Origin of the sequence: Chitinophaga sp. Cy-1792, assembly GCF_011752935.1 — a bacterium.
Taxonomy (GTDB): domain Bacteria; phylum Bacteroidota; class Bacteroidia; order Chitinophagales; family Chitinophagaceae; genus Chitinophaga.
The window spans coordinates 1,748,630-1,760,897 of record NZ_VWWO01000002.1 but is presented as its reverse complement, the minus strand read 5'-3'; the positions used below and the strand labels follow the sequence as shown (position 1 = coordinate 1,760,897).

Annotated in this window: 8 protein-coding genes; 3 read left to right on the top strand and 5 right to left on the bottom strand. The window is 47.2% G+C overall.

The window, feature by feature from the left end; translation table 11 throughout:
- Nucleotides 1-202: 202 nt before the first annotated feature.
- Nucleotides 203-685 (bottom strand): VOC family protein, encoded by a 483-nt coding sequence (locus F3J22_RS21280; protein ID WP_167019946.1) that lies wholly within the window; start codon nucleotides 683-685, stop codon nucleotides 203-205.
- Between the two features lie 145 nt (nucleotides 686-830).
- Between F3J22_RS21280 and F3J22_RS21275 the strand changes: the two genes are divergently transcribed.
- Both F3J22_RS21275 and F3J22_RS21270 read left to right on the top strand, forming a co-directional pair.
- Nucleotides 831-1,415 (top strand): TlpA disulfide reductase family protein, encoded by a 585-nt coding sequence (locus F3J22_RS21275; protein WP_167019945.1) that lies wholly within the window; start codon nucleotides 831-833, stop codon nucleotides 1,413-1,415.
- A 50-nt stretch (nucleotides 1,416-1,465) separates the two neighbouring features.
- The gene (locus F3J22_RS21270; protein WP_167019944.1) at nucleotides 1,466-2,437 is read left to right on the top strand and encodes an aldo/keto reductase; all 972 of its coding nucleotides are present in this window, start codon (nucleotides 1,466-1,468) and stop codon (nucleotides 2,435-2,437) included.
- Nucleotides 2,438-2,539: 102 nt separating this feature from the next.
- Here the strand turns inward: F3J22_RS21270 and F3J22_RS21265 are convergent, their stop codons facing one another.
- Nucleotides 2,540-3,244: a hypothetical protein gene (locus F3J22_RS21265; RefSeq protein WP_167019943.1), complete on the bottom strand. Its 705-nt coding sequence runs from the start codon at nucleotides 3,242-3,244 to the stop codon at nucleotides 2,540-2,542.
- A 186-nt stretch (nucleotides 3,245-3,430) separates the two neighbouring features.
- Complete coding sequence (locus F3J22_RS21260; RefSeq protein ID WP_167019942.1) at nucleotides 3,431-4,972, bottom strand: sulfatase-like hydrolase/transferase; 1,542 nt, start codon at nucleotides 4,970-4,972, stop codon at nucleotides 3,431-3,433.
- Nucleotides 4,973-5,167: 195 nt separating this feature from the next.
- Between F3J22_RS21260 and F3J22_RS21255 the strand changes: the two genes are divergently transcribed.
- A complete protein-coding gene (locus F3J22_RS21255) occupies nucleotides 5,168-6,382 on the top strand; it encodes a gliding motility-associated C-terminal domain-containing protein (protein ID WP_167019941.1) in 1,215 nt (404 codons plus the stop codon).
- Between the two features lie 60 nt (nucleotides 6,383-6,442).
- Here F3J22_RS21255 and F3J22_RS21250 read toward each other — a convergent pair whose 3' ends face one another.
- Complete coding sequence (locus tag F3J22_RS21250) at nucleotides 6,443-6,886, bottom strand: hypothetical protein (RefSeq protein WP_167019940.1); 444 nt, start codon at nucleotides 6,884-6,886, stop codon at nucleotides 6,443-6,445.
- A gap of 189 nt (nucleotides 6,887-7,075) precedes the next feature.
- Nucleotides 7,076-12,058, bottom strand: coding sequence for a T9SS type A sorting domain-containing protein (locus tag F3J22_RS21245; protein WP_167019939.1), 4,983 nt, complete (start codon nucleotides 12,056-12,058; stop codon nucleotides 7,076-7,078).
- Between the last annotated feature and the right edge of the window lie 210 nt (nucleotides 12,059-12,268).

Here is a 12,268-nt window from a genome sequence, read left to right as displayed (position 1 = left end):
TTTTTAAAAAGACGATTAAGAAATTAAGCAAAATAATCCACGCCCCGAAGGGGCGTAATAACCAGTCGACACCTTCGGTGTCGACTGCGGAAAAGCAAATGTTTATCATCCGAACCTGGTCACACAAACGAAAACGGCAGACAGCAATGGCTTACCACCATTACTGTCTGCCGTTTTATACAGGAATCAACAACGTCAACGGTTACCCGATCTTACCATCATAGGCATCCTGTAAATCTTTAATGATCAGCTTTTCCATTTTCATCATGACCTCATTTACACGTCCGGCACGCACAGGGTCTTTATCCTGCAACAGCTTTGTCAGCTGAGAAGGAACCACCTGCCATGTTAAATTGAATTTATCGGTCACCCAGCCGCAACTGAGCGGCTTACCGCCATCTGAAGTCATCTTCTCCCATATCTCATCAATTTCTTCCTGGGTCTGACAATCTATATACAAGGAAATAGCAGGCGTAAAGCTAAACATAGGGCCGCCATTCAATGCATAGAAAGTAATGCCTTCCAGCTCAAAAACAGCCGACCATACCGTGCCCTCCGGACCAGGACCATTAGGACCGTTTCTCACCATGCTAATGATTTTACCATTTTTAAATACGGAGAGATAAAAATTAACGGCTTCTTCTGCCTGGTTATTAAACCAAAGGAAAGGAACTATTTTCTGCATAACAATGAAATTTAGGTATCATAAATTTACGGGTATCATGCCAATTAATTACGGTGCCATACCGACAAACACTGAGGCAATCCCGACATCCTGCCGCTTATATATACCCTCCGGCAGCATTCTCCTAAATTGACGTACATTGTTAATGCATATGAAGCATAAATGGTTTAACCGCAGCAATATAATCAACGGTATCTTCTTAGTGTTCATCATTGTTATACTGGTGAGTCCGGATGCCAAATCCTACCTGACACGTGGCCTCATGGCCATCGGCTTGTTTCAGCCAGGTGTCAGTGATGCCGGCACCGGCAATGAAATGCCGCCGGATACCCGATTCGTGGATGAATCCGGCAACAGCGTCACCATAGGTGCTTTGAAAGGGAAAGTAATTTTCCTTAACATCTGGGCTACCTGGTGCCCTCCATGCCGCGCCGAAATGCCGGCACTCAACCAATTGCACCAGGACCTGAAAAATAATGCTGACATCGTTTTCCTCATTGTAGATGCAGACAGCAACCTGCCCAAAGCAGCGGCCTTCCAACAGAAAAACGGATATTCGTTGCCGTTATACAGTGCAGCCTCAGACATCGCTCCCAAAGTATATAGCGGCACCTTACCTACTACAGTTATCATCGACAAAAAAGGAAACATCAGAGAAAGGTATACAGGTGCAAAAGACTATTCCAACAAGGGTTTCAGGGAATTTCTCCTGAAGCTGGCAGCTGAATAAGTTTTGATGTATATTTATCGCTCTTATTAATCATCGGAAAATTATAACACATGGAATACAGAGTATTTGGCAGAACCGGCTGGAAGATCAGTGAAGTGGGATACGGTATGTGGGGCATGGCTGGCTGGACAGGCTCCGAAGAAGCAGAAGTCAACCGTGCACTCGACAAATCCATAGAACTGGGCTGTAACTTCTTTGATACCGCCTGGGGATACGGCGAAGGACTCAGCGAAGAAATCCTTAACAAAACCATCAAACGCCATCCGGGCAAACGTTTGTATGCAGCTACCAAAATACCTCCTAAAAACCGTAAATGGCCTTCCAAACCGGAATTCAATATACAGGACGTATTCCCCGCTGACTATATCGTGGAATACACGGAGAAAAGCCTGAAAAACCTGGGTGTAGACAGCATAGACCTGCAGCAGTTCCACGTATGGGAAGACAACTGGGCTGCACAGGACGAATGGAAAGAAGCCATCACCAAACTGACAAAAGAAGGTAAAGTAAAACACTGGGGCGTGAGCGTAAACCGCTGGGAACCGGATAACTGCCTCAACACCTTACGCACCGGCCTTATCGATTCCGTACAGGTAATCTATAATATTTTCGATCAGGCACCGGAAGACAACCTCCTCCCACTCTGCCGTGAGCTCAATATCGGCGTGATTGCACGCGTTCCTTTCGATGAAGGCACCCTCACCGGCACCTTTACCAATGAAACCACTTTCCCTGCCGGCGACTGGCGCGCGAGTTATTTCGTGCCGGAAAACCTGCATTCCAGTGTGGAACATGCAGATGCACTGAAACCATTGATCCCCGCAGGCATGACCATGCCAGAAATGGCGCTGCGCTTCATTCTCAGCAATCCTGATATCAGCACCACCATTCCGGGTATGCGTAAAATCAGAAACGTGGAAGCAAATATGGCCAGCAGCGATGGCAAAGGACTATCTCCTGCATTGCTCGCGGAGCTTAAAAAACACCGCTGGGACAGAACCCCGACAGGCTGGTCTCAATAAAAATATGCATATAAACAGAAAGTCCGTCTCTAAGAATAGAAACGGACTTTTTTTTGCTATACCCGTTTTCCAATCCAACGGTTACGCGCTTTAGTATCCACACTAAATATCTTTACACCAGGTCACGCAATGCCATATACGCTGATACGGCTTACCTTCCTGCTGTCCCTGTTCATTCTCTGTAAAAGTACCTTCCAGCAGGTATCTTCCCTGCCATGCGGGTGTAAACGTAAATGTTTCCCCTGCTGCCGGTTTTACTTTTTTCGTCCAGCCCTGTGGCGACTGAACAGTAAGTTCCGCGTTGGGCAGTTCTTTTTTAGTTTTATGCGATAAGGCCACCTGCTGTGCTACGTTTACTTTTGCCGGTTTTACTGCCGGTTCTGTCAATACAAAATCATGCTGACGCAGGTTATCCAAACCTTTGCTGCTATTAACTTTTACCACACCCTGTGCATAATAATGAATCTTACTTTCTCCGTAAATTTCTTTCACCGTATGATCGATGTACAACACATACGCACCATCCGTGGCAGGTGTGAAAGTGGCGCGGAAATGATCGCCGGCAGGGGTACATTCCAGCTGTTGTTTGCTGCCATCCGGCGCCATCAGGTATAAAGAGAAATCTCTCATATTACTGAACCAGTTGCCAACAGAATCGCGTTCATTATCGGCATATTCCCCAAAAAATATTTTTACTTCCTGGGCCTGCCCTTTCTTGCCGGTGGTCATGGTTTCAATCCAGAGTGCATGAGCAAATACCGTATGCATACAGCAGCATAGCAATGCTGAGAATAATAGTTTCTTCATTATCTACAGGGTTTGAGTTTACAGCTTAAAATGGCGCAGGTCAGCTCCAGACAACGATCGTCGGGAATATTTTTGTCCATTCATTGTTTATGCCGGCAAATGTAGGTTGCAACAATTCCTGCGGCCATGCGAACCGGGAAATTGATTTGCGCGATCAGGAAAAATATGCAGGTTGCCTGTAGTATCTCAGGAGGGGAACCATAGCCATTCGTTGTTGTCGCGGATGTGTATATCAGCGCCACTAGGCCATTTTGGCGAAATGGTATTCTTCACTTCCCAGGAATGTAATGCGGATTTCAATGCGGCTACCTTTTCAGGATATTTTGTAGCGAGATTGTTTTTTTCAGAGGGATCTTCTTCGAGATTGAAGAGGAAGATTTTATTATCTTTTTCGTTGAGATAGAGTTTCCAGCTGTTTTCACGGATGGCTTTCGTATAGCCGTTCCTCCAGTACAGTACCGGATGTGGGACGCCGGAAACTGTTCTGTTAATAAAAGGGATCAGGTTTACGCCGTCGTAGGGCCTGTCTGCCGGCAAGGGCGTACCTGTCACGGCTACGGTGGTGGCAAACATATCGAGGGCGCTGACAGGATTGGAGTAGACGCTGGCCGATTGCCATGCTGCCGGGAACTTCATAAAGCAGGGCACTACGAGTCCGCCTTCGAATTGTGTGCATTTTCCGCCCCGTAATGGTGCATTATCTGTAGCGCGTGTGTAGGCAGCGCCTCCATTGTCGCTGATGAAGAAAATAAGCGTATTATCAGCAATTCCGGCGGCTTTGAGTTTTGCTTCCACCTGGCCAACGGCATCATCCAGGGCGAGGATCATAGCGTAGTAAACACGTTTTACGGGATCAGGTTCCTGGCTGACTTTATTCATATATTCCACCGGCGCCTGAAACGGGTCATGTGGTGCATTAAATGCCAGCGCGAGGAAGAAAGGATTGTTTTTATTTTTGTCGATAAAGGCAGTAGCTTTTTCAGCGAGGGAGAAGGTCAGGTACCCGGTATCTTTGACGATGTTGCGGCCTTCCATGATGGCAGAAGAGCCATAGCGGGGCGCCCAGGCGGGGATATCCGAAAATGCCCATGGCAGCCGTATGCCCTTATACCTGTTTGTATCGATCGGATCTTCCACGTACCTTGTCAGTGCTCCCTGGAAGTAATAGCTATAGTCGAAGCCACGTTTATCAGGATAGAAGTTCTCTCCATACCCTTCGTTCCACTTACCTACCAACCCTGTGGCATACCCGTCTTTTTTTAATACATCCGCAATCGTTAGTTCATCTTTATTAAGGCCAGTCACATGATTTTTCAGGTTAGCCTTCATATGCACCCGTAATGTTTGCAGGCCGGGAAACTTTTTGCGATGAAAAAGGTAATTCATCGCCAGTTTTTTCCGGTATTCCGGAGAGATATGTTCATATGGCATATACTCTCCGCCAAATCTTTGCTGATAACGCCCGGTGATGATACCTTCCCTTGCAGGGCCGCAGATAGGCGCGGTGGCGTAGGCGCGGGTAAAACGTACCCCCTGCGCTGCCAGGCCGTCTATATGAGGGGTATGAATGTCTTTGTTGCCATACGACGACAGGTCGCTGTATCCCAGGTCATCAACGATGATCCATATTACGTTGGGCTTGGACTTAAAGGGAGGTGCAGGTGATGCTGTCAGTTTCGGGGCAACAACCAGACAACTCATGAATAAAAGCAGCGATCGGGATATCATATCAGGTTAATTTCCAATGAGCGGATGTTTTTTGCTGAGTATCGTTTATGCCTGGTGGTAGTATAAATATAAGAAAAATACTTCTACAAAGATATATATTAAAAAAAATATTGCTACAACTAAAAAAGCTGGTTATCTTTATAAAAATAATCCTGTGTAAGACTGACGTAAAACAGAGCAAGCGTCCTTTAACCTATGAATAAACTTTACCGACAAATCATTGCCGGAGTGCTGCTGATGGCCGGCATATTACCAGGTCAGGCAGTGAAGGCAGCAACCAGTATCCCTACCAGCATCATGATGGCAGCAGTACCGCCGTCCATCAACGATCAGACCTTTACTGTTCATGATGATACACCGGCAGGAAGCATTATCGGTCAGGTGGTGGCTACCGGCAATATCACCGACTGGATTATTATTGACGACAACAGCAACGGTGCCATCACACTCTCTAACAACGGTACTTTAACCGTGAAAGATGCCAATATGCTGAAGAGCAAGCATGGCACAACTATCAGGATATCCGTTTCCGTTAGTGACGGGGTTTTCACCAGCGACGTTGCAGATATTAAAGTAACGGTGGTAGCCAGCAGTATTAACCATGCGCCTACCCTGGACCCTATCGCCAATCAGATGGCCTGTAGCGGGACAGACTTACATACCATGCAATTAACGGGGATGTCGGCCGGTGACCCCGACCAGACCTATACCCTCGTAGCCGTTGCAGACCTGCCTGTTCTCGACCTCCTGCAGGTAACCACAGACGGCATCCTGACATGGAGACTGAAACCCGGACAAACACAGGGCTCATGCACTGTTACCGTTATCATTAAAGATGATGGCGGCACTGCAAACGGCGGACAGGACACCAAAACAGAGACATTCACCATCAGTATAAACAAAATACCTGACGTCAGGCTGGTGAGTGACAAAGGCAATATTATCTCTAAAGGCGACATTATCACGCTGACCGCCAGTGGTGGAGATACCTATAAATGGATAGATGGTGTTACAGAAGAGGTGACCACCGCCAGCATTACAGCCAAACCGACCAAACTCACCACCTACCAGGTAGTGGCCATCAGTAACCAGGGCTGTACAGATACCGCCAGCATTGAAATAAGAGTACTGGGCAACTTTGTAATTAATGCCAACAACGTACTTACGCCTAACGGCGATGGTCATAATGACTACTGGGTTATCAATGGCATCGAAGATTATCCTGAAAATGAACTCACCATTGTAGATCGTGGCGGCCGCATTGTGTATTCACAGAAAAACTATCACAATACCTGGGATGGAAAGGTGAATGGCCAGCAACTGGCAGAGGGTACCTATTACTATGTATTCCGTGTAAACAGTACTAAGGATGTAGCCAAAGGCTATATCACCATTATCAGGAATTATTAATATTCGTACTAACAGCGACACCTATACACAGCCGTGCAGACATTTGTTTGCGCGGCTTTTTTATGACTGTAACCTGGCCGCAATCAATGCGAGCGCCCGATGCATGTCGGCCTTCCATTCGTTGGCAACAAGGTCGCGGGAAGCTTTATTGGCCAACAGGGCACTACCGTAATCAAATACCAGCCTGAAGAAGGAAGCGCTGTCCAGCAATACGGCGCCGGCCTGTTCTTCCATAATCAGTACTTCCCCTGGTTTCATTTTACGTCCGGAAACAGCAGATACCTGGGCCAGCTCGTGCTGGTCCATATTTTCATGAAATCTGAAACTGGCCTTTGAGAACCCCCAGTTTTCTGATTGGCTGACCACAGTAAGGAATTCAGGAAACAGGTCATAGTCAATTGCGTACAGTGACGATACTATCGGGTCAAAAGCTGCTCCCATCTTTAAGTCAGTGGCATGCGGGTTATCAGTACCACTACTTCTTCTTAACACCCATTTTACCATGGTTAAACAAAAACTTTGGTCTTGTTAAACGAAATTATCATACCAAAGTTGCGCAGAAACCATAAAAATCAGGGCCACAATGCGATTATTTCGCGGTATCTTTTCTTGTGAGACCAAAAAACAACAGGGGCTGAACAAAACAGCGGTATACTGCCTTATTCAGCCCTTTAATAATGATTTGAAAAGCTATTAGAGCTTCATGATTTTTTTGACCTGGTATTCCTGACCTACCTGTACCCCCAGCAGGTAAATTCCCTGTGGCATATCTGTAATATTAAAAGGCACTTCATGGTTCATGGCTGCAGGTGATTGTTTCAGATCCATCTGCTGACCGGTATTAAAGTTGATCAGCTTAATAGTAACTGCGGTGGATTCAGACAAGGCCACCGACACCTTGAAATTGCCACTGGTAGGATTCGGAAAGAGTTGAATATCCTTTATCACCGGAGGTCGGTACCCCAATGCTGAATCTGTATTATTTCTGTCGGCCTCCGGCCAGATGGTAACCGCTTTTGTGATCATGTCCGCACATTGTCCCAGCTGGGTATATAGTCTGATATTATATATACCGACATGAGAAAATATCAGTTGCTGCACACTGCCATCCCCGCTACTTCCTACCTCTTTCGCTCCTTCCGGCATGGTCCACTGTAATGCCAATGGCTTAGGTTTAGAAACATCTACCAGGATGATAGTGTCTCCTACGGTACCGTAGGTGGCCATCAGGAAATCTGCCTGGAGCACGCTCAGCGAGGTGTGCAGTGCAAATTTATCTGTGGCCGTACAGCCGGCAGCGTTAGTAACCACCACGGTATAATTACCATCTTTACTTAGGGTTACCTTTTGTGTACCAGCCTTGAAGCCAGCGTCGGAAGTCCAGGCATAATCAGTACCTCCGTTGCCTGCATCCAGGGTCAGCTGTTGTCCCACACAGAGTGTGGTATCTTTCAGGCCTAAGTTCAGCACGATCGCCGCAGGTTGTGTTAGTCTGATATTATCATTCAGCTGGCAGCCGTTGGCATCTGTCATATTAATGAAATACACTCCTCCCTTCAGGTTGCTGATCTTAGGAGAAGGCGCAGTAGTGTTGCCGCTCCAGCTATAGTTATATGGCGGCGTTCCACCTTTCAATGTTACTTCAATACTGCCATCAGCCGAATAGCTGCAGACAGGATCGATGGCCACCCTGGTATAAGACAGCGGTTCCGGCTGGCTGATAACGGCATTATCAGCAAGTTTACAGCCATTGCCATCTTTTACTGTAAGCAGATAATTACCTTTTGTGAGATGATCGAAGCGATTTGTAGTTTGTGCGGGCAGTGCGTTCAGCGTATAGCTGTAAGCACCTTTACCACCGGAAACGTTTAAGGTGATCGCTCCTGTTGCCTCCCCGAAACATTTCACCGGGTCGGCACTCACGGTCATGGCCAGACGAACAGGTTCACTGATGGCAGTAGAGAGCGACAATGCGCAGCCTTGTTTATCTGTTACCTTTAGCTGGTAAGTGGCAGGTGCCAGGCCTGTAAACATGCCAACATTCTGCGCGGCACCGTTCAGTGCGTAGGTATACGGCTGCGTGCCACCGTTAGCAGTCAGGTTAATATATCCGTTAGCGTTACCGAAGCAATCCACATCTGCCTGACTGGAGATAGCAGCCTGCAGGATGGATGGCTGCCCTACTGTCTGATCCAGGGTAGACGTACAACCCTGTGCATCCGTTGCCACGAGGTGATAGTTGCCGGCAGTCAGGTTATCAAATATACCCGTTGTCTGGGTAGCCCCGCCATTGATAGCATATCGATAGCCGGAAGTTCCTCCGGCAGCATTCACCGTAATCATGCCATTGCTGAGGCCATTGCAGCTAACATCTCTGTTGCTGAGTAAGTCTAACTGCAATGCAGTTGGGCGGCCAACAGCAGCGGTGAGCTGTACCTGACAGGTATAAGGAATATCCCTTACCGTGACGGCATAGGTATTTCCACCCATCAGATTATTAAATACAGGTGAAGACTGATAACTGGTACCATCAATAGAATATTCGTAGGTGCCTGTACCACCGGTTATGTTAGACACCGTAATGCTTCCGTTGGCACTGCTATAGCAGGTTGCAGGCGATGCGTCAATGCTACCGCGCATACTCACAGGGCCATAAGGAGAGATACTACGGTTGATCACACATCCTTCTGCATCTTTTACATACACTATATAATCACCATTGATCAGGTTAGAAAATACCGTCGCAGTATTGAAGCTGGCATTATCCAGACTATAACTATATGGCGACAGCCCTCCGTTCACAGACGCTACAGTTATACTTCCCCTGTCGTCGCAGGTAGCAGGCGGGTTGCTGGTAAGTGTTGCCGTCAACGGGGCGTGCAGGTCTTTCACGGTAACCGTGAATGTACCGGTGCACTGATTTTCATCTTTGATGATCAGTGGATAGCTATTTGCCGCCAGGTTATTCCAGGTCGGGTTTGTTTGCCCACTACCACCGTTGAACTGATAGGAATAAGCGCCGGTTCCGCCGGTACCGGTAAGCGTAACAGCACCGGTATTATCTCCAGCACAGGCTATATCTTTCAGGTTAATGATATTGTAACCGATCGCCGCCGGCTGGCTAACCGTTACGGATATACTAAAAGTACAACCATGGGCATCTTTCACGCCAACCTGGTAATTACCGGCAGTCAGGCCAGTAAAGGTACCATTGGTTTGGTAGTCGGCCTGGTTGATAGTATAGCTGTAAGGTGGCGTTGCGCCTGCTGCTACTACAGAGAAGCTGCCATTACTGTATCCGTTGCAGGATACTGCCTGTTTGTTGATAAGCTGGAGGCTGAGCGCAGTAGGTTCCAGGACAGCAACGGTGGTTTGTGCGGTACAGCCATTATTGTCTTTCACCATCATTAGCCTGGTATCGGCAGTGGATGTAAAGGTAGCGGAAGACTGAAATACGCCATTATCCATAGCATATTGGTAAGGAGACACGCCCCCTCCGGCAGCGACAGTAATCTGTCCGTCATTTCCGCCATTGCAGGCAACAGGCAACGCCGTTGCCGAGATAGTGAGGGCGGTTGGTTGCGTTACCTTTATAGAAGTGCTTGCGGCGCAGTTATGGGCGTCTTTCAGATATAAGGTATAGTCAGCAGCGGAAAGACCAGAGAAGGACGTTGCCGGGCCATAGCTGATATCATCGATGCTATAGGTTAGTGGCACAGTGCCTCCTTGTCCTGAAACGCTGATAGTGCCAGTAGCCCCCCCATTACATAACACCGGTGTGGAAGAACCGCTGATACTTACCGCTGATGGCTGGCCGACCGTAATAAAAGCTGATTTCACTTCACAGGCATTATCATCTTTTGCCGTTACCTGGTAGGTACCTGCCGGGAGTCCGGTAAATTTACCGGTGTTATTAGCGACATCAGGTGCGCTGCTGATAAAATAGGTAATATTACCAGTACCGCCACTGGTGGCAACTTCCAGCTGTCCATCGGACAGGCCGAAACAGGAAGCATTCACGGGAGTGCCCACGGTCATGATTGTCAATGCAGCCGGTGAATTCACCATCGCATTAGGATTATTTCCCGTGCATCCATTTGCGTCTTTTACATAAACAGTGTACGAACCGGCAACCAATCCACCTATGGTGGTTGCTGTACTCCAGCTCAGGTTATCATTGCTGAAACTGTAAGGTGCAGTACCGTTTAGCCCCTGTAGATTATAGATCATACCAGTGGCAGTTCCAGCACACAGCACATCTTTTGTCTGGAAGTTAAGCCCGACATACTGTGCAGGCTCGTTAACAGTTGCCTGTTGTTGTGCAGACTGACATCCCAGCTGATCATCTACCCGAAGGGTGTAATTACCGGCAGGTAAGCTGAAGGTATTGGTGCTCTGCGTAGGTCCGCCAATGACAGTATATTTATAACCGCCATTACCACCTTGTGCAGTGAACACCAAAGCACCATTGCCGGATTTACACACCGCATTGGTTACTGCGGTGGTAAAGGAAACAGGGCTAGGAGAACCGACTGCTACATTGTGTATGGCTTCTACGCCGTCTGCATCTTTTACATATATATCATAATTACCGGCTGTCAGCAGTGTAAACTGATTATCGTTGGCACGGTAAACCCCGCTGGCGCCAAGTTTTATCTGGTACGGCATACTTCCACCGGAGATGGAAATATTAATTTTACCATCACTGCCCTGGTCGCAACGTGTATTCGTGACCGTATAAGTGAAGTCGAGCGGCGTTAATGATACCCGATAACCAGCGCTGATACAGCCTTTACTGTCTTGCACATACACTATATAATCTCCGGCCGCCAGGCCGCCAAAAATATTACTGACCTGCCAGTTCACTTTATCCAGACTATAGGTATAAGGGCCTGTGCCACCGGCAGCATCCACTGTAATACGGCCGATATCAGCTCCTGCTACAGGTGCCTTGATGGCCGCGCCAGTAACAACAACAGCGGCTTCGGTGGTGGTGGTAAATGATTTAAGACAATTGTTGGCATCTTTGACAAAATAGGTATAACTGGTAGCGGGATTTAATCCGGTGAGGATAGCATTTCCATTATAGTTCAGGTTATCCACTGAATAGGTATAACCAGGCGTTCCACCAGTTGCCTTAATCTGGAAAGCTGGTTTACCATTGTTACATAACATGGTAGTAGTGGCAGCAATGACAGGCGGCACTTCGTTTACGGTAGCTCCGGGGGCTTCGAAATTACACGCACCGGTTCCTGAGATTGCACTCATAGCTATGACATAATCATCAGGTATAACCTCCAGGTCCAGAGAGGTACCACTAAATCCTGGTACAGGATATTGCTTTCCTGTTTTCTTACCCACAATCGTCATATCAAATGGTACAGATCCATCATATGCAGTACCATCTGTGTATTTAAAATCTCTGAGATGCAGGGAGCCAACATCACCGAAACACTTAGGCTGTGTTGCAGTGACGGTAGGTGTTGGAGGAGTTGCCGCAAAAATCAATTGAACATCGTTTGTTTCTACGGTAAAGTTACTTCTGGTAAATGGACCTGGATCTCCTAAATCATAGTACGGTTTTGCATTTACCGTACCAACTGCATGTAAATGTAAGGGAGCGTAAATATTTATATTTTTTTTGAGCGCAAGGATATCTGCCGCTGTAATGGTCATTCCTGTACTTTTATTCGGCAGTGGATACATAGTACCGCCAACATTACCTATTTCCCAATCTACAGATATAATATTTGCACCCGTTACATATAAATCAACTGGCGTACTCTCACAGTATCTGCCTGTTCCTACTATATTAAAATATTCTGGCGAGACTGTAACATAAAACTGATGCTGAGCGCAACCATTCTCTAAATTGAAAAGAGTAAA

Bases quoted from the DNA above. Each gene is read 5' to 3' on its own strand.
- F3J22_RS21280 (WP_167019946.1), bottom strand. From the start codon at position 685: ATGCAGAAAATAGTTCCTTTCCTTTGGTTTAATAACCAGGCAGAAGAA.
- F3J22_RS21275 (WP_167019945.1), top strand. From the start codon at position 831: ATGCATATGAAGCATAAATGGTTTAACCGCAGCAATATAATCAACGGT.
- F3J22_RS21270 (WP_167019944.1), top strand. From the start codon at position 1,466: ATGGAATACAGAGTATTTGGCAGAACCGGCTGGAAGATCAGTGAAGTG.
- F3J22_RS21265 (WP_167019943.1), bottom strand. From the start codon at position 3,244: ATGAAGAAACTATTATTCTCAGCATTGCTATGCTGCTGTATGCATACG.
- F3J22_RS21260 (WP_167019942.1), bottom strand. From the start codon at position 4,972: ATGATATCCCGATCGCTGCTTTTATTCATGAGTTGTCTGGTTGTTGCC.
- F3J22_RS21255 (WP_167019941.1), top strand. From the start codon at position 5,168: ATGAATAAACTTTACCGACAAATCATTGCCGGAGTGCTGCTGATGGCC.
- F3J22_RS21250 (WP_167019940.1), bottom strand. From the start codon at position 6,886: ATGGTAAAATGGGTGTTAAGAAGAAGTAGTGGTACTGATAACCCGCAT.
- F3J22_RS21245 (WP_167019939.1), bottom strand. From the start codon at position 12,058: ATGACCATTACAGCGGCAGATATCCTTGCGCTCAAAAAAAATATAAAT.